Annotated in this window: 16 protein-coding genes; 10 read left to right on the forward strand and 6 right to left on the reverse strand. The window is 51.1% G+C overall.

What is annotated here, in order from left to right; genetic code table 11:
* Positions 1–72: 72 nt before the first annotated feature.
* From A6X21_RS17660 to metX, 3 genes are all read right to left on the reverse strand, one after another.
* The gene (locus tag A6X21_RS17660; RefSeq protein WP_240490308.1) at positions 73–1,764 is read right to left on the reverse strand and encodes an aspartate kinase; all 1,692 of its coding nucleotides are present in this window, start codon (positions 1,762–1,764) and stop codon (positions 73–75) included.
* Between the two features lie 143 nt (positions 1,765–1,907).
* Entirely contained in the window at positions 1,908–2,597 is a 690-nt protein-coding gene (gene metW, locus A6X21_RS17665; RefSeq protein WP_068850526.1) for a methionine biosynthesis protein MetW, read from the reverse strand.
* The gene (gene metX / locus A6X21_RS17670) at positions 2,597–3,805 is read right to left on the reverse strand and encodes a homoserine O-acetyltransferase MetX (protein WP_068850529.1); all 1,209 of its coding nucleotides are present in this window, start codon (positions 3,803–3,805) and stop codon (positions 2,597–2,599) included. The genes metW and metX overlap by 1 nt, the downstream gene beginning before the upstream one ends.
* Before the next feature lie 567 nt (positions 3,806–4,372).
* Here metX and A6X21_RS17685 point away from each other — a divergent pair.
* The 3 genes from A6X21_RS17685 to A6X21_RS17695 all read left to right on the forward strand — a co-directional run bounded on the left by A6X21_RS17685 (position 4,373) and on the right by A6X21_RS17695 (position 7,010).
* Positions 4,373–4,708: a VOC family protein gene (locus A6X21_RS17685; RefSeq protein WP_068850538.1), complete on the forward strand. Its 336-nt coding sequence runs from the start codon at positions 4,373–4,375 to the stop codon at positions 4,706–4,708.
* A gap of 166 nt (positions 4,709–4,874) precedes the next feature.
* Positions 4,875–5,273: a hypothetical protein gene (locus A6X21_RS17690; RefSeq protein WP_131818411.1), complete on the forward strand. Its 399-nt coding sequence runs from the start codon at positions 4,875–4,877 to the stop codon at positions 5,271–5,273.
* A 255-nt stretch (positions 5,274–5,528) separates the two neighbouring features.
* Positions 5,529–7,010 (forward strand): cryptochrome/DNA photolyase family protein, encoded by a 1,482-nt coding sequence (locus tag A6X21_RS17695; RefSeq protein ID WP_068850576.1) that lies wholly within the window; start codon positions 5,529–5,531, stop codon positions 7,008–7,010.
* Between the two features lie 5 nt (positions 7,011–7,015).
* Here the strand turns inward: A6X21_RS17695 and A6X21_RS17700 are convergent, their stop codons facing one another.
* On the reverse strand, positions 7,016–8,833 hold the full coding sequence (locus A6X21_RS17700) for a chloride channel protein (RefSeq protein ID WP_083233704.1): 1,818 nt from the start codon (positions 8,831–8,833) through the stop codon (positions 7,016–7,018).
* Between the two features lie 291 nt (positions 8,834–9,124).
* On the opposite strand from A6X21_RS17700, the gene A6X21_RS17710 reads away from it, so the two are divergent.
* The 4 genes from A6X21_RS17710 to A6X21_RS17725 all read left to right on the forward strand — a co-directional run bounded on the left by A6X21_RS17710 (position 9,125) and on the right by A6X21_RS17725 (position 13,161).
* Complete coding sequence (locus tag A6X21_RS17710; RefSeq protein ID WP_068850547.1) at positions 9,125–9,691, forward strand: YqgE/AlgH family protein; 567 nt, start codon at positions 9,125–9,127, stop codon at positions 9,689–9,691.
* Between the two features lie 394 nt (positions 9,692–10,085).
* Complete coding sequence (locus A6X21_RS17715) at positions 10,086–11,084, forward strand: DUF6807 domain-containing protein (RefSeq protein ID WP_068850549.1); 999 nt, start codon at positions 10,086–10,088, stop codon at positions 11,082–11,084.
* Between the two features lie 381 nt (positions 11,085–11,465).
* Positions 11,466–12,350, forward strand: a complete 885-nt coding sequence (locus tag A6X21_RS17720; protein WP_068850552.1) for an alpha/beta hydrolase — start codon at positions 11,466–11,468, stop codon at positions 12,348–12,350.
* Between the two features lie 229 nt (positions 12,351–12,579).
* Complete coding sequence (locus tag A6X21_RS17725; RefSeq protein ID WP_013109700.1) at positions 12,580–13,161, forward strand: DUF309 domain-containing protein; 582 nt, start codon at positions 12,580–12,582, stop codon at positions 13,159–13,161.
* Positions 13,162–13,241: 80 nt separating this feature from the next.
* Here A6X21_RS17725 and A6X21_RS17730 read toward each other — a convergent pair whose 3' ends face one another.
* Positions 13,242–16,418 (reverse strand): PVC-type heme-binding CxxCH protein, encoded by a 3,177-nt coding sequence (locus A6X21_RS17730; protein WP_068850555.1) that lies wholly within the window; start codon positions 16,416–16,418, stop codon positions 13,242–13,244.
* 437 nt (positions 16,419–16,855) lie between these two features.
* On the opposite strand from A6X21_RS17730, the gene A6X21_RS17740 reads away from it, so the two are divergent.
* The 3 genes from A6X21_RS17740 (at position 16,856) to A6X21_RS17750 (ending at position 22,166) form a co-directional block, all read left to right on the forward strand.
* Positions 16,856–18,112 (forward strand): sialate O-acetylesterase, encoded by a 1,257-nt coding sequence (locus tag A6X21_RS17740; RefSeq protein WP_068850578.1) that lies wholly within the window; start codon positions 16,856–16,858, stop codon positions 18,110–18,112.
* A 174-nt stretch (positions 18,113–18,286) separates the two neighbouring features.
* Entirely contained in the window at positions 18,287–20,656 is a 2,370-nt protein-coding gene (locus A6X21_RS17745; protein ID WP_131818412.1) for a hypothetical protein, read from the forward strand.
* Positions 20,637–22,166 carry a DUF7133 domain-containing protein gene (locus A6X21_RS17750; RefSeq protein ID WP_068850565.1) on the forward strand — a complete coding sequence of 510 codons (1,530 nt, stop codon included), beginning with the start codon at positions 20,637–20,639 and terminating at the stop codon, positions 22,164–22,166. The genes A6X21_RS17745 and A6X21_RS17750 overlap by 20 nt, the downstream gene beginning before the upstream one ends.
* 60 nt (positions 22,167–22,226) lie before the next feature.
* On the opposite strand, the gene A6X21_RS17755 is transcribed toward A6X21_RS17750, so the two are convergent.
* Positions 22,227–22,529 (reverse strand): hypothetical protein, encoded by a 303-nt coding sequence (locus A6X21_RS17755; protein WP_068850568.1) that lies wholly within the window; start codon positions 22,527–22,529, stop codon positions 22,227–22,229.
* Positions 22,530–22,562: the final 33 nt, after the last annotated feature.

Genomic DNA, 22,562 nt, shown 5'->3' on the forward strand with positions numbered 1-22,562 from the left:
GCCAAGAGCCCTTGGAAGTCGAGGTCCTCAAGGAATGGGAGCAGGATGGCGCTGTGTGTCGTCTGGTGCGATTTAACCCGATTCTGCGAGAGCTGTGAACATCTTCTCGCCTACACCCGTATGGCTGCGTAAGCCAATGCCGATGACTGCCAGCAGAGCGATATCTTTATCGTAATGCAGAGAAGTCTCAGGCCATGGTTCCAGCAGTTCTCGCATTAAAAGCAGGCAACGTTCCAGATCGGGGCGTGGGACGGTAAATGAAAGATCGGCCCGTTGTTCCTGACCCACATTCTGGACGATCATATCGACCATCACGCCACCTTCTGCCACGGCCTTAAAGACCTCGGCTGCGACCCCTGGACGATCAGCAACATTCTTGACCGTAATTCGAGACTGAGCCGTATCGAGCTGGACATCACTGACGACGATGTCTTCCATGCTTTGCAGGCGGCGCACAACGTCCTGCTCGAGTTCATCGCGGGAAACGCCCGCCCGTTGACGTTCAGGATCAATCTGCTTGAAGCCAATCCGAGGCTGTGGAGACTGATCCAGATGCAACGAAAAACCTGAGTGAACGGCTTCCAGAGCTTCCTGGGATTGATCGCGATTCACCAGTACGGAAATCTTGATCTCGCTGGTTGTAATCATGCGGATACTAACATTCGCTTCGGCCAGCGACTGGAAAAGGTGAGCAGCCACCCCTGTGTGTGTCCGCATGCCGGCACCCACCACACTCAGTTTGGCCAGATTCGTGCTGCTGCCGACATCACCGGCCCCTAATCGCTCGGCAGCTTCGTTTGCTGCGGTCAATGTGTCGGCGAGATCATCCTGAGGAACGGTAAACGAAACATTCGCTACGCCTCCTTCGGCGATATCCTGAATCACCATATCAATCGGAATTCGTCGGCTCGCCATGCAGTGGAAGACAATGGCCAGCACACCTGGACGATCCGGAATGTTCCTCAAGTGGACAATCGCCTCTTTCTTGACCAGGGCGATCCCGGAAACGACCGGAGCCTCCGCATCAAGTTGAGGGGCAATCAGCGTTCCTTCACCATCCGAGAATGACGGTCGAACCAACAGCGGAACTCGATATTTCTTCGCGAATTCAATCGAGCGGGAATGCATCTTCCCGCCACCCAGGCTCGTCAGTTCGAGCATTTCATCGTAAGAAATGCGATCCATCTTCCGGGCCTTTTTGACAGCCCTTGGATCTGTCGTAAAGATCCCTTCCACATCGGTATAAATTTCACAGACATCCGCCTCCAGAACGGCTGCCAGAGCGGTCGCAGTCGTATCGCTGCCACCGCGGCCCAGGGTTGTGATGTTGGAATCTTCGTCCACACCTTGAAAACCGGCGGCGATGACAATCTTGCCAGCTTCCAGTGCAGCACGGATCCGCTCGGTCGTAATTTTCCGAATGCGCGCCTTCGTAAAGGTACTGTCGGTGAGAATGCCAATCTGGGCACCAGTCAGGCTGACAGCATCTTCACCTAATTCATGTACCGCCATGGCCACGAGTGCGACCGACTCCTGCTCGCCAGTCGAGAGGAGCATGTCCATCTCGCGCGGCCTCGGATGGGCCGAAATGCTTTTGGCGAGATCAACAAGTTCATCGGTTTTTTCACCGCGGGCACTGACGACAGCCACGACTTGATGGCCCTGCCGTTTCGTGGCCACGATGCGACGGGCAGCCGCCATAATTCGTTGAGCATCGGCTACGCTGGTACCACCAAACTTCTGAACAACAATCGACACAATCATGTTCCTGTCAGAAAAGGGCTTCGCGGGAGAATTCTGGCTGTCAATCAGAACCACAAATCATGGAATACTCAGGTGTTGTCGCTAATGGCATTTTGTCGCTGCCTGTACTGCCCGAGATGCGTCAGATGCGAGGATCTCAGACTTCATACGGCTGAATCACTTTCGATCTCAGTCGCTGGTTTTTGGGGTTCTGGAATAGTAATCGGGATCACTTCATTCGTCATACGTTCAAGCACAAAGAGTGCACTTTCTGCTCTGAGATTCGCCAGTTTCAGGCCTGCTTTTGCGACTCCACTGACGATCGGAAGCTCCCGCACAATTCGCAGTTGAAGACGTTCCGTCAATGCCCGGAAGTCAATCATTGTGAGAAAGTGCAGGTTCGGTGTGTTGTACCAGTCATAGGGGAGTTCTGAGGTAATCGGAACTCGCCCATTGACGAGAATCTGCAGTCGGATCCTCCAGTGTCCAAAGTTGGGCACGACGACGATGGCCCGCTGGGCAGCACGGAGCATTTCATTGACGACATTTTCAGGTTGGATGACCTGCTGCAGCGTCTGGCTGAGAACGGCGTAATCAAAGGCATGGTCAGGAATTTCATCCAATCCCTGATCGAGGTCTGCCTGAATGACGGGAACGCCTTTCGAGATGGCGGCAATCACGGCTTTGGGATCGCGCTCCACTCCCTGGATTGAGGCACCCATTTCGTCCCTGAGTCGGCAGAGCAGACGACCATCGCCACACCCCAGATCCAGCACACGGCTGCCTTCCGGGATTTGATCCATAATGATACGGTCAATCAGCGCGGCAGCATGATCGGCAAGGAGATACTTCATCAATGACTTCCCCCAGAACGTGTGGAGGCGAGAGTCATCACTTCCGACGAAATGGAATTCAGAAACGGTTTGAGCAGTGATTCGAGTTCTTCCAGCTCTAACAGAAATGAATCGTGGCCCTTCACGCTTTCCAACTCGAGGTAAGTTACATTTTTCCCCGCTCCCAGCAGTGCTGTCACGATCTCCCGGCTTTGCGAAGGAGGGAAGAGCCAGTCACTACTATAAGAGCACAGAAAAAACCGAGCGGCTGTCTGGCCCAGTGCGGCACCGATCGAACCATACTTCTGAGAAATGTCAAAATAGTCCATCGCCCGTGTCAGATACAGATAACAGTTGGCATCAAATCGCTCGATAAACCTTTGCCCCTGATAATGCAGATAGCTCTCGACCTGAAATTCGATCTCTTGTTGAAGTACATAGCCAAGCTGATCACTGTTTTGGAGCTTACGACCAAACTTTCTTTCAATGGATGTTTCCGAAAGATAAGTGATGTGAGCAATCATCCGCGCCAGAGCCAGACCAAATTTGGGGCCTTCACCTTCGTAATATTCACCATTTTTGTAATTGGGATCTGCGTAAATCGCCCGTCGGCCAACAGCATTGAAGGCAATCCCTTGTGCCGTGAGTCGCGCCGATGTTGCCAGGCCAACGACCGCATGCGCCATCTCTGGAAATCGAGCGGCCCAGTCGAGTGCCATCATGCCACCCAGACTTCCTCCCACAACGGCCAGAAGTTTTCGAATTCCTAATGAACGCACCAGTTGCGCATGAACTTCCACCATGTCGCCAATGGTAATAAACGGGAATGTTGACCCCCAGGGCTTACCAGTCGCGGGATTGGTCGAGCAGGGGCCGGTTGTTCCCTGGCAACCACCGAGCACATTTGAGCAGATGACAAAGAACCGGTTGGTGTCGAAGGTCTTGCCCGGACCAACCATTCCATCCCACCAGCCGGCCTTTTTACTCTCGGGGCTGTGTTTACCGGCCACATGTGCGTCGCCTGTGAGGGCATGGCAGATGTAAATGGCGTTGGAGGCATCTTCATTGAGTTGCCCATAGGTCTCGTAAGCTACGCGAACGGGCCCAAGTTCCACACCGCTTTCGAGTTTCAGCGGAGACTCGCCGGAGAATAAATCGATCATTTTTGTCGAGACGATCCCAACCGAGCGATCGTCTCTCGGAAGTGGTGGTGCAGACGCGAGTGTCATATCGACCGATCATCCAACCGTCACTTGCTGATTTGACTGAACTTACAGGATCTGGGTCTGTCTGAGTTCGAAGTCACAACTCCGCCTGACAAAACCCAGAATTTGCCCGCAATTCATTTTGAGTGCTTCCGTGAGCACTGCAAGTTCTTGAATCATAAAGAAATCAATTGGACAAGTCGAGCGGCGGCAAAACGAGCCGCACGAACCATTCAAATTGAGGCTCACCACAAGGAGATCGACTTCAAGCCGTGAATATTACTGATGACTGTCATTCGGTACTCAGGCGGCGGGGCTTTGGAGTTCAGATTTCCGGCGAAAAGGGGTTTCCACTCAATTGATGCTGATGTTGCAGGGCTGCTGGATTTCACAAGGTCCCAGACCATTGTTGATTTCGTCACATCGTAAATCGTCATGAGCCTGATAGAATCACTTGTCGTCAGGATGAAAAGTTCAATTTGAACATGCTTCTTGTCGCAATGCAGGATTGATGAACGAAAACAGAAACTGACTCTTAACGCATATTCTCTGTGTCAACCATCTGGGAAATCTCAGCTAGCAGGCTTAATCATGGAAACTGCCGTCATTGAAACGTCGCCTCTCAAATTGGACGATCTGCATCACATTGCCATTTCAGTGACTGATGTCGCTCAATCGGTCGAGTGGTATACCTCTCACTTCCAGTGTCGTATTGCCTATCAGGATGGTACCTGGGCCTTGCTGAAATTTGGAAATCTCAGCCTGGCTCTGGTGATTCCTGAGCAGCACCCGCCACACATCGCTTTTACGAGTGATCGAGCTGGAGAGCATGGCACTTTAAAGACGCATCGAGATGGAACAAGATCCTGTTATATCCAGGATCCTTCCGGAAATTCGATCGAACTGATGGATCCCACAAGTCTGTAGGCCATCTTCAAATCGCTCACGTTTTCCTGTGTCATTGGAAAATGTCATGCACAGATTGTCTGCCGTTACCTGTCTGATTTTTTTGGGGTTTGGGCTGTGCCTGTGGGCTCAAGAGAATTCACCGGATCTGAATCTCCGATTTTCCAGATTCCAGCATGCTGAGGATTTGGCCGAATCTCAGTTTGACGCAGGAGTTCTGCGAGTAACGATTCTCTCCAGCCGAGGGATTGGACGTTGTACGATCACTCCTGAAGAAAAAAACTGGCCGGAACGTCTCGAGATTTTCTTTCCGGGATTGACTGAACTGGAAAGTCTGCAGGTGGAATCGGGCCGGTTTTCTGCTTCGGGCAGTCGCCGGCAATCGGGACAATTCCCGTTTGTGCTGTTAGCTCCGGCACCTGCCACTCGCAATCACAAGGCAGGCGATAAACCACCTTTGCCAGCAGGTGTTCTGGATATCAGGGTTCGTCAGTCAGAAGGCGGCGTTCTCGTAGTTCTGCCTGATCGTTTTCTCGTGGAGAAAGAGGCCTTCAATCTGGCATGGATCGATTGGTTGAGAATCTAATGAGTGCTCGCTGAAAATGAAGCCTTCGGGTGAATCAAGCACTCCAATGAATTAAGAACTTTGATTTTCAGAAGCGTCTGATGCTGAGGTGTGCTGTGACATGGCATGGGATGTATCACACTGATCCCTCATCGATTGACTCGACAATGGGTTGAGGTTTGGATCCTTCGCCACTTGGCATCGGGGCACTACACTTCAGGGTTGTGCCTCAAACTTTCCGCCTGGTCATTTTCATTCGAAAAGACGGTCATCTCCATGTCGATTGTTCCAGAAGCTCCCTCAAGTCGCATTCGCCAACTCAATTCCTGTCCTGTGAGAAAGAGTGGACAGTATGTGCTTTACTGGATGATTTCGGCCCGGCGACTCCAATGGAATTTCGGGTTGCAGCAAGCCGTTCACCGGGCACAAACGTTAAATCTTCCATTGGTCATTCTGGAGCCTATCGGCTGCCGGGCAAAATGGTCATCTGTTCGATTTCATCACTTTGTCCTTGAAGGAATGGCTGAGCATCATACTCTCTGTCAAGAGAGGGGGATCGCCTATCATCCTTACGTGGAGCCCGAACCCGGGCATGGCGTTGGTCTGGTGGAAACCTATGCTCAAAAAGCGGCTGTGGTGATCACCGATGATTTTCCCTGCTATTTCCTGCCCGAAATGGTTCGAACTTTGGGGCAAAGAATCGATGTTCCCCTGGAGTGTGTCGACAGTAACGGCATATTCCCGATGCGAGCGACTGATCAGGTTTTTACCACTGCTCATGCCTTCCGGCGCTTCCTGCAAAAAAATATCAAACCTTACCTTTCCGAGTTTCCTGTCGCCGATCCTCTGGCAGACTCGATTGTCTCGATGGAAATTCCTGTTCATATTGTCAGAAAGTGGTCACCAGCTACCTCCGGATTGCTCAATAGGGAGGCCAGTGCCCTCGCTCAACTGCCGATCGATCAGACCGTTGGACCTGCCGCGTTTCGTGGTGGGCTCAAGGCTTCTCAGGAGGCTGTCGCACGGTTCTTCAAATCGCGTTTGTCGCGGTATGCCGATGATCGGAACAACCCTGAACAAGAGGCAGCCAGCGGATTATCGCCCTATCTTCACTTTGGTCATGTCTCTGCTCATGAGATCTTTTCGCGACTTGCGGCCAGAGAGTCATGGAAGCCGGAGCATCTCCCGGAAAAAGCGTCAGGAAGTCGCGAAGGCTGGTGGAAGATGTCCCCCGCGGCAGAGGCCTTCCTCGATGAACTGATTACCTGGCGAGAAGTGGGTTACAACTTCACTTCGCATCGGGAAGATTACGATCAATATGAGTCGTTGCCAGCCTGGGCGAGACAATCCTTAGAAAAGCATGCGGGTGATCATCGCCCATCCCTCTATGATCTGCATCAGCTTGAGACGGCACAAACTCATGATGAACTCTGGAATGCCGCTCAGCGACAACTCGTCCGCGAAGGACGCATGCACAATTACCTGCGGATGCTCTGGGGCAAAAAAGTTCTCGAATGGTCGCTCACTCCGCAGCAGGCAGTCGAGACGCTGATTCACCTGAACAATAAATATGCAGTCGACGGACGAAATCCGAATTCCTATTCGGGAATCTTCTGGGTCTTCGGTCGATATGATCGAGCGTGGGGGCCGGAACGTCCAATATTTGGTACGATCCGGTACATGAGTTCCGATAATACGGCTCGCAAACTTCCCGTAAAGGACTACCTCAAACGCTATGCCGCATCCTCAAGAGAATAGAGGATTTACTCACGATGGTCGGCATGGATCGATCCCATGATCTGTTGAGACGTCACCATTCCCAGATAGTGGTTAGCGGCGTCAGGATCGATGACGGGGATGACTCCATCTGCACTTTTTGCCAGATCACTGATGGCCTGTGCCAGCGGGGTTTCAAGAGTTAAGGACATGTTGAAAGGCTGGGATAGATCGCGGGCGAAAGTCTTCGGCCAACTGGTTTGATCTTCCAGTCGGGGCAGAAGTTGGTCGAGTGAGATTCTCCCCACAAGCGCACCATGGTGATCCACCACCGGAAAGACATTCTGGTGCGATGTCGTCAGCAGATGCATGATCCGGGTTAAAGGTTCGTCGACCCGCAAAACCTGAGTATGCGTGAGTTTGATATCTTTGACAAACTTTTCCGCGAGTTGCGATGGAACCCAATCATACTGATGAACTGGTGACTCACTCCTGGATTCGACCTGGCAATGGTAGAGCGTCCAGCCTCTGCAAAGTACGAAACAAAGCGAAGAAACCCAGAGTGTGGGCAAAAGCAGGCCATAATCGCCGGTAATCTCCGAGACCATGAGCACTGTGGATATGGGGGCGCGGGCAGAACCTGCAAAAAAACCAGCCATCCCGACAATCGCAAAGAGTTCCGGTTGTTTGACAATTCCAGGAAAGAAGTGATGAAAGAAGAGTCCACAGGCAGCCCCCAGGCAACCTCCAATCACCATGGACGGGCCGAAAACGCCACCTGATCCGCCACTGCTGATGGTTAAGGACGTTGTGATGATCTTGGCGAAGGCGACGGCGCACAACAGGCCTATACCTGCCGTCGAGGCATTCGACAAGGCCACTTCCAAAGTACCATAACCAGTCGCCAGGACACCCAATGCAAGAATGTTTCGATCGAACAGAAAGTAGAGTCCAATACCGATCAGTGCCGCCAAACCTGCACCAATCGCAGGTTTAACGTGTGGAGGAAGTGGAAGTTGATGTGTCAGACGGACTGTCCCATAAAAGGTGCGGACATAAAACCATGACGCGCCGGACAGCACGAGCGCCATCAATCCCAGGGGAATCAACTCCCACAGACTCGACATCACGTAGACCGTCTGGCTGCCAAATAAGGGCTGATTCTGGAATTCGACAGGCAGAAACTGCGAAAAGGTGGCATATCCAATAATCGAGGCGATGGCGGAAGGAACAATGACATCGCTTTCGATATCGGCATCTCGATACATGATTTCTGCGGAGAACATGGCTCCGGCAAGGGGGGCACGAAAGATCGAGCCAATCCCGGCTCCCATCCCGGCAGCCATCAGGATGCGGCGCTCACGAACGGAGAGCCGTAAGAGACGCCCCATGTTTGAACCAAATGCGGCTCCGATCTGCGCGATCGGTCCCTCGCGTCCTCCGGAGCCACCTGTCCCGATCGTGATGGCTGAGGCCAGCAGCTTGACCAGAGGAACCCGGGCGCGGATCAAACCTCGTCCGTGGTGGAAGGCCGCAATCACGTTGTCAGTTCCGTGCCCCTCCGCTTCCGGAGCAATGCAGAAGACCAGTAGTCCGGAAATCAGACCGCCAATGGTCGTCATCAGAACCAACATCCACGGGACAAATGTGTGGCTTCCCGGCGGGAACAGACGAGGTTCTCCTGTGGGTTCAGGAGCTGAGTAGCCCGCCCACATTTCTAATGTTCCCCAGGTCACAAACTGACATAATGTCTGAAACAGAGCTGCTCCTAAACCAGCAACAACTCCCACAATCACAGACAGAATCAAGATTCTCACGGTCGTATGACTGTAGAATGCCGTAATTCTGGGATGCCATGCAGACACTCGGAACGCCTTTCGATGATGAATTCGATCTTCTTTTTGGGTCGAGGGTTGATTCGCCCCGGTTCGAGGGAGCGAAAACAGATGGTCATCACAGAATTTCGAAGACAGTCCGGTACTGGTTCGTTATCGTGACAATTGGTGTGGAGATCCATCAAGAATTTGGGGATGGTTTTTTTCTGCAGGTTGACCGTAATGTTTGAAAATGGACAGTGTCGGCTGAATTCTGTGTTGGCTGAATGCTGTGCCATTCATTGATTTTTTGATACTTAACGCTGCTGTAAAAGATGTTGTATGGCTGAATCTTTGCGAGGAAAATTGCTCGTTGCTTCGAAGCAATTGAAGGATTCCAACTTTTACAAAACGGTCGTTCTGATTGTGGAAGATAACGAGAATGGTTCGATGGGATTAGTTCTCAACCGGCCGTCATCGATTCTGGTCAACCATGCTCTCAGTGAACATTTCCAATTGCCGGAATCTGCCGAGCTGGTGCATGTGGGCGGGCCCGTCGAACCGGCTGCACTATTTATTCTGCACAATCTGGAAGAGTTGAGCCATGATGGCACGGGAGTGATTCCCGGGGTGTGGTTAGGAAATTCGGGAGAGGCCTTCGAGGATGTGCTTAAATCCTCCGACCCTCACCAGCCTGGGGTTCGTTTCCGGGTCTTTTGCGGATGTGCCGGCTGGTCTCCAGGTCAATTAGAGGGTGAGCTCGCCCATGGCGACTGGTATGTCGCACCTGCCATAAAATCGATTGTGTTTGCCGAAGATCCTTATGAAATCTATGAGCAAATGCTTCAGGCAGTGTTTGAATCTCACCGGATTGTGCCCCATACATCGCCTAATCCACAGTGGAATTAAGGCTGTGGAATTAAGGCAGTGGAAATAAGGTCGTGGAATCAGGGCCCTAGAATCAGGGCCCTAGAATCAAGGCCGTAGAATCAAGGCCGTAGAATCAGAACGGTGGAATTGAGTCTGCTGATCATCCCGTTTCCAACGCGACATCTTCATCCTGAGGCGAGTCACCGATGAGATTCGGGCAGGAAATCGCTGCTCGATTACGTTAATCTTTCAGGTATGTGCCAATCAAAGGTCTGTTTTTTGACAGGCAAGGCACTGCATGAAGAAATTGGTGATCAGTATCCTGAGGAGATCTTGTGATGGATGGGGGATGGACCCATCACGGATCTGATTCTTCAATCGAACAACTGATTTTGACTCGACAATTCTGATTCTACAACGGGGATAATCTGCCATGCATTTGATGATCAGCAATGCCGCACTTCTGGCCAGAGGCGTGTTAGCCATTCTCTCGGTGATGGTCTGTTCGGCTGCCACAAGTACAGCCGGTTTTGAGTGGAAGACGAATGCCGCTGGAACCGAAACGGATCTCACTCTGGATGGTCAACCCGTGCTGAAATACATGCACGCCTATGACCCTTCGACACCTGAGCGTAATGCCGAAACGTATAAGGTCTTTCATCATGTGTTTGGTCCCGGGACAGGTGATCTGATTACCAAAGGCCCGGGGGGTACGTTTCCCCATCATCGGGGCATGTATGTCGCGTGGAATAAGACACAAACCGAGAAAGGCTCCTACGATTTCTGGCATTGCACGAAAGGTGCCCATCAGAAACATATCAAGTTTCTCAAGCAGGAGGCCAATGATGTCGAAGCCACTGCCACCGCCGAGATTCACTGGGAAGATGCCGACAACAAGCCTGTGATTCGTGAAGAACGGACGGTTACAGTCAAAAAGTTGCCACTGGCGGATGGCAAGTTTGGCTGGCAGATTGAATGGTCGACAGTGCTGCATTCCGAGCGTGGGAAGATTCGCCTGACTGGTGATCGCCAGCATGCGGGTTTTCAGTTCCGTGCTCCACAATCTGTTGCCGACGCGAACTCGGCTCGCTATATCCGCCCCGCAAATTTTCCCCAACAGCCGGAAGCTGTTCAGGAAAACGATGGCCCGGCAGAACCCAAGCATGCCAATCTCGACTGGTGTGCGATGACGTATCCAGTGAACGACAACAAGTACACGATCGCCTACTTTGAAGATCCCTCACTGCCCAAGCCAAGACGCTTTTCCGAACGACCTTATGGACGCTTTGGTTCATTTTTTGAAACCGATCTGTTGCCAGAAGAACCTCTCAAAATGACCTACCGGATTCTGGTGTTCCCGGACAATTCTCAGACTTCTGAAAGTCTGCAGAAAGCCTATGACCAGTTCACCGCGACACTCAAAAAGTCATGAGGTTCTTGACTTCCTCCGATGGAATTTCCAAGGCGAGCGTGACGGATTTGCAAAAGCAAAATCCCCATTGAACGCTGGGGAACATTCATCCCGATCGATGATGGATCGCCATCGAACACAAAGAATGCGGCAGATTTCCATGGGTAGCTCCTCAGCGTTTGCCCGCGGAAATGCTGCCGCATTTTGATTTTGGCGATACTTTCAGTGAAAATCATGGTTTGAGAGATGAGGGAATCTGCGGCATTCTCAGAATGTTGAATGTCCCCTAGAGACTCGAGTCCATTCCTTTGTGAGCTCAACACGTCGGCATGCTGCGCATCACATCGGCAGTCGTTTCTTATGGGCGGTGGCGAGGTAGTTTCTTGATTGGGAGAGTGAAGTATGAAATCGGTCGCTTGCTCAATTCTGACTGCTTTCTTTGTTTGGGGGAGTTTGTTTTGTCTACCTCCGCATAAAGCACACGCAGTCGATCCTCAACCGGTCATGGATGTTCCCTATCGGGAAAAGATGCGAAATGAGCGCACGACCCTGGACGTTTATCCAGGTCCGACAGCGAATGCACCGGTTGTTGTATGGGTTCATGGCGGCGGATGGGAGATTGGCTCCAAAACTCCAGGGGCGAGGGAAAAGGCCGATTTTCTTTTCAAGCAGGGGTGGGGCATGGTCTCTATCAACTACCGCATGCACCCTGAGGTCAAATGGTCGGAAATGGCCAGTGATGTCGCCCATGCGATCGCCTGGGTCGTGAGTGCCAATCGTCCTGAGATCAAGTCTCCAAGTTCCATTGTGCTGATGGGGCATTCAGCGGGAGCTCACCTGGCGGCTTTGGTGGCTACTGATCCCAGATATCTTAAGGCGGCAGGTGTTCAATTAAATCGCCTGTCTGGCGTCATCCTTCTCGATGGTGCCGGGTACGATATTCCTGAACAGATTCGTATCGCAAGACTTCCGCGAATGAAGGAGATGTACGAGAAGATCTTTTCGGCTGACGAAGCCACTCAGAAGCAGGCAAGCCCGACGCTCGCTGTCCAGAAGGGAATCGGAATACCACCTTTTCTCATCCTCTATGTGGCCTCTCGGGCCGACAGCAGGCAACAAGCCATGAAACTGCAAGAGGCATTGAAGCGGGCGGATATAACGGCTTCAGTCGAAGGACTTGCGGGAAAGAATCACGCGACAATCAATCGTGAACTTCCAATCGAGGGCGATTCGGGCGGAGTTCTGGTTCGAAAGTTCCTGAGCGAGCTTTCTCCCTCGAAAAACTGAAAGTCGAGCCATTCCGAGTACGACATTCCTGTCGATTGTGAGATCACGCTCGAATTTTTGGGACGAAATCACAGGCAAAATTTCAAGACAATCTTCGAAAATCTTGGTAGAATCACAGATTCTTGTGATCTCTTTCTACATACGAATTGCGGAAGCAGGTCTGGCTGGTCCTTGAACGAGCCAAACGATGGCTTGCTTCCAGTTCGGATTTTCTTGAGGACTGCTGAAAATGATTTTTGAAAAGGGCATGCTCGATCTGTCGAAGCAGGCGCCCCGTTTGCTCCCATCAACTGAACTGCCTGCTTACACCTTCATTCCGGGAAGTGATGCCCCGCATCCCTATCGCGACCCCCGCGGACACAGTTACCAGAAGCGTCATCCCCCCTCGCGTCCATTGATTCCTGCATCATGGGCCGAGAATCGCAATTATCTGCTGGCCATGGATTACTTCAATTACGGCTACTACTGGGAATCTCACGAAGAGTGGGAACGCCTGTGGCGAGTTTCAACACCTGATTCGCTGGTTGGTCGATTCCTGAAGGGGCTCGTGAAACTGGCTGCGGCTGGTGTCAAAGTGCGTGAAAACAGTATTCATGGCGTTCGCAGGCATTCCGCCTCAGCCGGTGAAATCTTCGCTGATGTGGCTGCTGAAGTTGATGCAGAGTTCTTCTGCGGACTGGAATTTACGGTTCTCCAATTTGCTTCAGATCGTGCAGCCCAACTGGGCTTCCGCGAGAAAGTTGTGGGTTCGACGCCTGTTCGAATTTTCCCATTCGTCCTTGTTCCGGAACCCATGCCCCTGGCTGGCTGATCGCTGATCCAAAAGTTGAGACAAGTCGCTGCTCATGTCAGCACCCATGAAGAGTCAAAGGACTCGACGTGGGTGTTTTTTTAATTGGCGACACCTTCTGTGACAGTTTTCGTCACTTTGGAAGCTTTTAAGTTCTGTAGAAACGTCATGAGGTCAGCAAATTCCTGTGCTGTGAGCGGCTGCTCGAGCCCATTGGGCATCGCGGAAACCCTGCCCACAGCGACTTCTTCGATTTCGTTGCGTTGAATCATCTTTTCGACGGGTTTATTGTCCTGAATCGTGGTGAGGATGAACTCCTCTGTCGTTTCTTTCCCTGCCAAACCTGTCAAGACTCGACCGTCCTGTAAGGTAACTACAATCGGTTCGAACCCCCGGGCAAAACTTGCACTGGGAAAAAGAATCGCTTCGAGAAGTTCACGCCTCGTGCGAATTTCGCCAATGGCAGAAAGATCAGGACCGATCTTCGCTGGAGAGTTCGCTTGATCCTGGGAATCTGTTACGTGACACAAATGGCATTGAGTCTTGTTCATAAAGAGCAATCGACCTCGTTCGTTGTCACCCTGATGTTCCTCAAGTCGCTTCTCCCATTCATTCAGTCGAATGAGATGATCATTCTTCGATTTTCTCAGTCGCTCAAGAAGAGGTGCTGCATCACGTTGTACTTCCTCTTCATGTGATTTCAGAATTTGCTCGATCATGTCGAGCGATGGAGTGGCTGAAGAGGCTTCAAGGGTCTCAATTAACCTTCTGGTGGTGACTTTGTTCGTACAATTCATGTATGCAGCCAGTAGATAGGGTAACTCTACCGGACTGGCGACTTTCACGAACGGAAGCAATTGAGACAATCGCTGTTCATTGTGCGTCGTACTGGCAATCACATCGAGTGCCGTGATGCGTTCTCTGATAGGTGTCTCTGTCGAAAGTTTAGAAACGAGGTAGTCAAACTCAGAATCACTGAGTCTCTTGCCGAGAGTCGTTAATGTTCGTAGAGCTTTCAGTCGAAGTTGTGGCTCCCTGGCGGGCTCTTGAGCCATACGGCGTATTGACCTCTCCAGTGGTAGTAGAGAAAGCTTCTCGACGGCATCAATCGCTGCCATACATACTTCCGTATCCTCCGCTGCGAGTGACTCCGCGATTCCATTAAGCCATCTCTGAAGTATGCTCGATTTTTCAAGTTTTGAAACAGCAATAAGAAGTGCTCGGCGTGATGTTTTCGAACGCAATTGCTGTTCTTGAAAATTCCTGCTGATGGTTTCCTGCATTTGTGGCTCATGCTGAAGCGTGCGCACAAATCCTGCGATCACCTGGACTCGATCTTCATTGATCTCGTCGCTTTTAAACCATTGATCAATCAACGCAATGGATTCAGAAGTCCATTGGGGGTGTCGTGATAGAACCTGGATAGCCGCCTGTCTGAGTGGTGTATTGCCAGAACTTAAAAGTGGTGTCAGATCTTGAGCGTCAAGTATTGTTAATGGCATTTGATCGAGAGCGATCAGGGTGATTCGCTGCACGTCCGCAGAATGAGATAACAAGCCGGCACGAGTCGATTCTGCATGATTGATCTGGATGAGCGCAAAGGTAAAGGCATGCTCCAGAAATCGATCAGCAATCACCCGTTGTGAATTTTGCTGTGGTTCTAAGCTTCTGAGAAGAGCCGGGACCGATTCTTTCTGTTGAAGTCTCCCCAAGGCATTAGCAGCTTCTCGTCGAACTCCTGATGATTCATCAGCAAGCAGCGCCTCCAGTGTTTGACGTGCCGATCGATCACGGTGAAGACCGGCCGAGTAAGCAGCTGCCTGTCGCACACTGTGGCTCGGATCACGCAAAGCCAGCCGGGTGACTGTCCGTGCCGCGTTGTCATCCATGCGGCATAGTGCCCAGACAGCTCCAATTCGTTGCCTGAGCGTGGAATGTGGCGATTTGAGAAGCGTCGCCAAAGCGTCGGTCATCTGTTGTTCTCGTCGAGCCACTTCGATGATGGCACGCTCCTGCACCATGACCCGTACATCATCAAGCCGAGCCAAGAGATCGTCAGTAGGTAAAGACTTCCATGGAATGAAATTGCCATAAGGATCCTGAACCGTTGCCGCGGCATGGCGATGGATTCGAAAAATTGATCCTTTGACTTCTGGCTGGCTAGAACCGGAGGCAGGGCAACAAGCGATAAACCAACCTCCCGTATCGATAATCAGCAAACTTCCATCAGCATCTTCCAGAACATCAGTGAAATGAACGGTTCCTTGTGGTGCTGTGATAAACTCTTCAGTTTCGCAACGATATGTTGCGCCTTCGGCCTTGAGTCGATGACGCAGAATCTTGCCTGTATTAAAGTGTGTAGAAAACAGGTTCTCTTGAAACTCGTCTCCCCAGGTGGAATTTCGATAACACGTCAAGCCACTCGGGGCTGTCGCAGTCAGAGGGACAAGTGCGGGAAGGTAATCCCCGGTTCGTATTCGGTCGGAATAGTCGCGATCTCGAACCGAGTACTCACCGCCTGCAACCGCATGAATCAGGCCATCCCTCAGTCCTCCGGAAGCTGAGGGTTTGGCCCAGAATGTTCCTTGAACAAATGAATCACCATTGGGGAGAAAAGCCACTTCGACGGGATTTCCCACGGCTCCGGAGACAAACTCGACATCACTTCCATCCGGTCGGCAGCGCATTAACCACGGGCCAACACCGTCTCGTAGAGGCGTACCGTCCTTCAGTCGGACTTTATGGTGAAATCGACCAGGCAAAAAGTAGACCCGTCCATCTGGTCCCACAGTCGTGCCATGCAGATCATCAGTACAACTCTGATTGAAAGCAAAACCGGTCACGAGTTCGACACGCTGATCAGCAATACCATCGCCGTTGCTGTCTTCAAACCTCCAGAGGCTGGGTGGAGAGGTAATGAACACGGCTCCCTCGTGGCAGGCAATCCCAGTGCCAAACACGATCTTGTCAGCAAAAATCGTGCTTTGATCGTAGATGCCGTCACCATTGGTATCCGTCAGACGACGAATGACATCGGTGGGGTTCTCCATTCGATCTCCACCATTCGATCCACCAGAATCAAGAACATAGAGATGTCCCGACTGATCAAGAGCGGCAAACATTGGGCGTTCGACGAGCGGAAATCCGGCTGCCTGCCGAATGTCAAAGCCTTCAGGTACTATGATGGAAAGGCGATCGGATTCGGCCCACGCCGGTTGAATCGTCAGAAAAAATGATAGGCACGTTGCTACTAAAACGCCAAAGTTTATGTTCTGCATTAATAGGCCGCTTTCAATGAAAACATTGAAAATGAGAACTGAGAAAAAGGACTGTTGTGATATTGAGTTCTAATGTTGCAATGACTCAGTATGAATCAACAAGGTATGAATAATAGTTTGATATTCAGTCTCTTTGACTCATCGAATGACAATCAAAGTTAAGCCCAAGCTGACTTGTTCACCCAGAGCTCTGTAAGGAACTCGTTGATCGGATTGCTCTCTGGTCTTGCAAGAGACGATCGCGGTTTGAGGTGTTTCCCTCAGATTCATCGTGTTCCCCGAGAGATCAGGAGAATTGCAGATTAGTGAATGAGTATTTCCCGATGCGATCTGCAAAATTGAAAAAAACAGATTGAAATTGGAGAAAAGTGGCCACATTGTATTTTGCGTGGCGAAAACAAATCGACCCCATGATGAACTTTTTGAGATTTGCCCAAATGCTGTTTATCAGAATTTTGCTGTGCCAGCTCGCGTTGATTGCTGTCAATTCATGGACACTTCAGCTTGCCTGCGCGGAATCGAAGCCGCTGAAAGTGTTTATTCTGGCCGGGCAATCCAACATGGAAGGGCACGCGCGGGTTGAGACCTTCGATTACATCGGCGACGATCCTGTCACGCTGCCGCTGTTGAAAAAAATGCGCGGCGCTGATGGCAAACCTGTGGTTTGTGAAGGTGTGTGGATTTCTTACTTCACAGGGAGTGGCGACAAGAACGGAGAAGGATTTGGTCCTTTGACTGCGGGGTACGGATCTCGCCGCAATCCTCAGGAGGATGGTGGAAAAATCGGGCCGGAATTCACTTTCGGGATCGCTATGGATGCCGCCTTTGAGGAGCCCGTCCTCCTTATCAAAACGGCCTGGGGTGGGAAAAGCCTCAATACCGATTTTCGTCCGCCAAGTGCCGGCCCTTACGTCTTTAATGAAAAGCAACTCAGCGATTTCCGCAAGCAAGGCAAAGATATTGAATCGATTCAGAAGACAAAAGCCGAAGAGACAGGGCATTACTATCGATTAATGATCGATCATGTGAAGCATGTATTGGGTGGTATTTCGCGTGTCTGCCCGAAGTACGATGAGAAGCAGGGGTATGAACTCTCTGGTTTTGTCTGGATGCAGGGTTGGAATGACCTCGTTGATACCGGAACCTACCCCAATCGATCTGAGCAGGATGGATATGATGCTTATAGTGAGGTGATGGCACATTTTATTCGCGATGTGCGTAAGGATCTCAATGCCCCACAGATGCCATTTGTTATTGGCGTTCTGGGGGTTGATGGTAAAAAACCCAATCGTCAAACCGAGAACTTTCGTGCAGCCATGGCTGCACCAGCCACGCTCCCTGAGTTCCAGGGAAACGTTGTTGCTGTTCAGACTGCTCCTTATTGGGCTGATGAGTTAGGAGCAATCGCTCAGAAATACGATCAAGTGCGGCAGATGAATTACTTCCTGAATTCAAAGCACAAAGATCATGCCAATTCAGATGGTTCGATGACGGAAGAGCAGAAGCGGGAATATCTCAAACAATACGAAGAGAAACTGATTTCCCCCGCAGAGGTGACTCTCTGGAAACGAGGTGCCTCAAATGCCGGCTATCACTACCTGGGGTGTGCGAAGACCTTCGCGCAAATTGGCAATGCGTTTGCTGAGGCAAATCTGAGGTTACTGAATAATCAGAATTCTAAGTTGTCGCGATAGTCAATGAATGTGAAGTGTTCGAAGCGATTTATGGCGTGTTGGTGAAATGGGATTCTCAACGTGAGGCAATTCGAGGTGATCGGATCAAAGAATGTCTCTCAATATTTAGAGACGCTTCGGCAGGTATCAAGGCACTACTTTTTTGTAAATCTCATTTTGTTATGGGCTGTGCAAGTGAATGCTTCCAAGCCTGTTTTATCGGCCGAAACCGAGAGCGCAGCGTGGCCTGGACAGCATCGACTCACTTCAGCACAAGTGGGGAGCCTGCTGATTCATGAGTTGAAGTGCGGAGCCTGTCATACTGGGATTGAGAGCGGCAGGGTCTCCGAAAAGACCGCTCCCGATTTGACAAACGTCGGGGGGCGAGTGGCCCCGAAATATCTCCAGGAGTTCATTGCACATCCCGCTCAAAAGCATCCCGGGACAACGATGCCTGATCTCCTCACATCGAGACCTGAAGCGGAGCGCACGGCGATCGCAGAGGCGATTACGCACTTTCTGGTGGATCAATCCAAAGAAAAATCTCTACCTGCAGGAGGCAACCCGTTCGATCAAGAGCGCGGAAAAGCTCTCTATCACTCCATAGGTTGTGTGGCCTGTCATGGTCCTCGGGACGTCTTCGAGCAAGTCCCCGTAAAACCGAATGAATCGGATGACGATTTCGATGAAGAGCTAGAAGATCATCGTGAGAAGCGAGTTCAACCCGTCGCTTTCGGTCTTGATCATGTCCCGGAGAAATACAACGTCGCTTCGCTGAGTCAATTCCTGTTCGCACCGCTGCATGTTCGTCAGTCAGGGCGCATGCCTGATATGAAACTGAAGCCCGACGAAGCATTATCGATAGCAGCCTATCTGGTCAGCGACAGAAAGGTCGATGAATCGTTAAAAACTGACGAGCGTCTGGCGCGCCGTGGACGACAATATTTTCAAGAACTGAATTGTGCGGCTTGTCACTCTCTCGCTGGTATTACTCCAGCCAAGCGAGTGAATCGTCTGACGGAGAAGAGCCTCTCCCGTGGCTGTTTGACGGGCAAGGGCGGAACGTCTCCACAATATGCGGTGAGTCAAGAGCAGCGTCTTTCCATGGAGTTGTTCATCAAGGAGTTCACAAAAAGCGATTCCCCAGTCATTGATACGGATCAGGTCGTTATTGCAAAAACACTTACGACATTTCACTGCATTGCTTGCCATACTCGCGATGATTTCGGAGGGGTACCTGATGCTTACGATATGTTCTTCACGGGAAACGACTTGAAGCTGGGGGATGATGGGCGCATTCCACCACCACTCACTCATGTGGGTGGAAAGTTAAGGCCAGCCTGGCTCAAAAGGGTACTCTTCGATGGTGAAAGTGTGCGTCCCTATATGGTGACTCGCATGCCTCAGTATGGGGAAATGAATATCGGCCATTTGCCCGAGTTGTTTGCCAGAGTAGATCGTCTGCAAGGCAAAGACCTCCCGATCCCCAGTGCAGAGGGAGCTACGCCGCGGGACCGAGAGCGAGAGAAGCTTTTGCGACAGGCTGGGCGGGAGTTGTTAGGTGATAAAGGGCTCAACTGTATTGCCTGCCACAGCTTTAATGGACGGTCTTCTCAAGGAAGTCAAGGCATTGATCTGCTCACAAGCTATCAGCGACTCCAACCACAGTACTTTGATAGCTATCTAAGAAATCCAGGCGCCTTTCGTCCTCGAACGGTCATGCCTACGGCGTGGCCAAATGGAGTTGCGACCTTTACCACCATTCTCGACGGTGAGACAGACCGCCAGATTGAAGCGATCTGGTACTATTTGTCACTGGGAACCTCTGCCGCAGACCCGTCAGGTTTGCGAAGTGTGAACACAAAGCTGGTTGTGGATGGTTCAAAGGCCCAGATCCATCGTGGCAGGAGTCGTATTGCCGGTTATCGCGGCATTGCTGTCGGCTTGCCGGAAAGATGGAATTACGCATTCAATGCTGAGACAGGAACGATTTCTGGAATCTGGAAAGGGGACTACATTCAGGTGAACTGGAGTGGCCAGGGATCAGGTGATTTTCAACCTGCGACTGAAGCCGTGACTCTCCCGCAGGATGTCTCTTTTCTTCAGTTCGAGGGTGAACCAACTGCCTGGCCCAAAATGCCTGTCATGACCAAAGAGGCTCGTACAAATCCCAATCCACTCTATCCGAAGAACGTCGGCTATCAATTTCGAGGTTACTCTTTAGATAAAAATGACGTGCCTACATTCTCATATCGATCCGGTGCGGTTGATATCTCTGATCGTATACAGCTAATCGGAGATTCAGGTCACGAACGACTGCAACGGATCATCAAGTTTGAGTCGCCGTCGACACAAACACTTTGGTTTCGCGGATTGGCAGGGAAAATCACCAAGGAAGATTCGCAAAACTTTCGCTTGGGAAAACTTCGCTTCTCCATACCTGCGATCCCATTCCTTCTGCGAGAAATACCAGATCAAACTGGCGAATTTGAACTCCTGATACCAGTTCAGATTTCTCAAGGCCAATCAACTTTGGAGGTGAATTATGAATTACTTTCAAAGTAGTTCGTCGATGATTGTCGTCGCTTTGTTGACGTTTGGAATTGCATATGTTCATTCGGCTTCAGCAGAGGAAGTTGGAGAGCGTTGGGGGACGGAAGAGCGAGAGCGCGCCTTTTATCCGATGGTGAGTATTCCACTGCCCAAAGAGACGGTTATCGAAGCAGGGGCCTTCGCGTTACTGCCTGATGGTCGTGTTGCCGTAGGAACTCGGCATGGTGAGATCTATATCATCGAGAGTGTTGACGATGAGAAGCCGAATCCAAGGTTTCACCGTTTCGCCTCGGGGCTGGATGAAATCTTCGGGCTCTCCTGGAAAGAACGGTCTTTTCTCGTCACTCAAAGCTGCGAATTGACTCGTGTGAGCGATTCAGATGGCGACAACATCGCAGATCGTTTTGAGACGATTTCTGATGCCTGGGGCTACGCAAATTATCACGAATACGCATTTGGATCTAAGCCGGATTCCGCGGGAAATCTGTTTATTGCTCTTGGACTTTCGGAGTCTTACCATTCCTATGCACTCAATCGCGGTTTCATTATGAAGGTAGCTCCTGATGGAGCAACCACAGCCTTTGCGAGCGGTTTGCGAAGTCCCGGCGGAATTGGTCATGATGAGCATGGAGCGTTGTTCTATATTGAGAGCCAAGGCCCCTGGAATTGCTCATGCAGCTTGAAGGCTGTTACCAAGGGGAGCTTTCATGGGCATCCGGCAAGTTTTCCCTGGTATAAGACGGCTCCAGAACTGGGCCCTGTCCCAGTGATGCCGACATCTGGTACAAGAGTCATTACTGAACGTCATCGCGTCCCAGAGTTAACACCGTATGCAGTCATTTTTCCCTATATTCGCATGGGCCGATCGATTACCTCTTTCACGGTCAATCAAACTCGTGGAAAATTCGGCCCATTTGAAAACCAGTTGTTTCTCGGTGACTACACGCAGTCCATCGTCATGCGGGCAACGACAGAGCAGGTCAAAGGGGTATGGCAAGGGGCCTGCTATCCTTTTCGAGAAGGCCTATCGACTGGGATTCTCGGCGTCGAGTTCACACCTCAGGGTAAACTGTTAACCGGTGGTACCAATCGCGGCTGGCCCGTTCGAGGTATCAAACCATTCGCTTTGGAGCGAATTGAGTGGAATGGGAAAATGCCATTCGAAATTGAACGGGTTACGATTGAGCCCGAGGGATTCAAGCTGACATTTACTAAGCCACTCAAAAAGGAGGTTGGACAGTTGGTTGAGTCCTATCAAGTATTCGCCTTCACGCACCCGTATCATGCGGGCTATGGAGGACCGGAAATTGAAAAACATCAGCCGACGGTGCAATCAATCGACCTTTCCCCAGACGGCAGCTCTGCAAAAATAAAGATTGATCGACTTCAACCTGGATTTGTGTATGAGTTAGATTGTTCCAGACTTCGTACAATCGATGACGAATCTCTTCTACATCACTATGCCTTTTATACAGTGAATGAAATTCCTGATAAGGTGAGAGACGTTTCGGATGGGAAATAAGTAAGCAGTAAGTTGTGACATATTTCATTGAGTGTCACAAAGTGGGAAAATACTTTATTCCTACGGCACTCTCGCAACGAAGATGGTCTGAGAGCCTGCAGGCGGCTCCTGCTGGCCAGTCTCGGATGTAGCGGCTGAATCGGTTTGTGCCGCAGCCGATGGCCTCTCGACATACCCGAAAGGTTTCGGGTTATTCGCACCTTCCACGCTGTGGATCGTCACAGTGCGGGGATCGACCTTGTGCTCCTGGCCGACGATTGCTTTGAACTGTGCTTCGAGATGTTGCTCTTCGCAGGGCTCGTACCGCAGCCGCCGCGTCTGCGTCGTCTTACCGGCCGTGTACTTCACGTTCGCAATGGGCATGAAAAAACCTCCGTAGGAATGAACCGAACGGAG

The organism is Planctopirus hydrillae, from assembly GCF_001707835.1.
Taxonomy (GTDB): Bacteria; Planctomycetota; Planctomycetia; order Planctomycetales; family Planctomycetaceae; genus Planctopirus; species Planctopirus hydrillae.

What these genes read in the sequence shown, in the direction of transcription:
- A6X21_RS17660 (WP_240490308.1), bottom strand. Translation starts at nt 1,764, where the DNA reads ATGATTGTGTCGATTGTTGTTCAGAAGTTTGGTGGTACCAGCGTAGCC.
- metW (WP_068850526.1), bottom strand. Translation starts at nt 2,597, where the DNA reads ATGAAGTATCTCCTTGCCGATCATGCTGCCGCGCTGATTGACCGTATC.
- metX (WP_068850529.1), bottom strand. Translation starts at nt 3,805, where the DNA reads ATGACACTCGCGTCTGCACCACCACTTCCGAGAGACGATCGCTCGGTT.
- A6X21_RS17685 (WP_068850538.1), top strand. Translation starts at nt 4,373, where the DNA reads ATGGAAACTGCCGTCATTGAAACGTCGCCTCTCAAATTGGACGATCTG.
- A6X21_RS17695 (WP_068850576.1), top strand. Translation starts at nt 5,529, where the DNA reads ATGTCGATTGTTCCAGAAGCTCCCTCAAGTCGCATTCGCCAACTCAAT.
- A6X21_RS17710 (WP_068850547.1), top strand. Translation starts at nt 9,125, where the DNA reads ATGGCTGAATCTTTGCGAGGAAAATTGCTCGTTGCTTCGAAGCAATTG.
- A6X21_RS17715 (WP_068850549.1), top strand. Translation starts at nt 10,086, where the DNA reads ATGCATTTGATGATCAGCAATGCCGCACTTCTGGCCAGAGGCGTGTTA.
- A6X21_RS17720 (WP_068850552.1), top strand. Translation starts at nt 11,466, where the DNA reads ATGAAATCGGTCGCTTGCTCAATTCTGACTGCTTTCTTTGTTTGGGGG.
- A6X21_RS17725 (WP_013109700.1), top strand. Translation starts at nt 12,580, where the DNA reads ATGATTTTTGAAAAGGGCATGCTCGATCTGTCGAAGCAGGCGCCCCGT.
- A6X21_RS17730 (WP_068850555.1), bottom strand. Translation starts at nt 16,418, where the DNA reads ATGCAGAACATAAACTTTGGCGTTTTAGTAGCAACGTGCCTATCATTT.
- A6X21_RS17740 (WP_068850578.1), top strand. Translation starts at nt 16,856, where the DNA reads ATGCTGTTTATCAGAATTTTGCTGTGCCAGCTCGCGTTGATTGCTGTC.
- A6X21_RS17750 (WP_068850565.1), top strand. Translation starts at nt 20,637, where the DNA reads ATGAATTACTTTCAAAGTAGTTCGTCGATGATTGTCGTCGCTTTGTTG.
- A6X21_RS17755 (WP_068850568.1), bottom strand. Translation starts at nt 22,529, where the DNA reads ATGCCCATTGCGAACGTGAAGTACACGGCCGGTAAGACGACGCAGACG.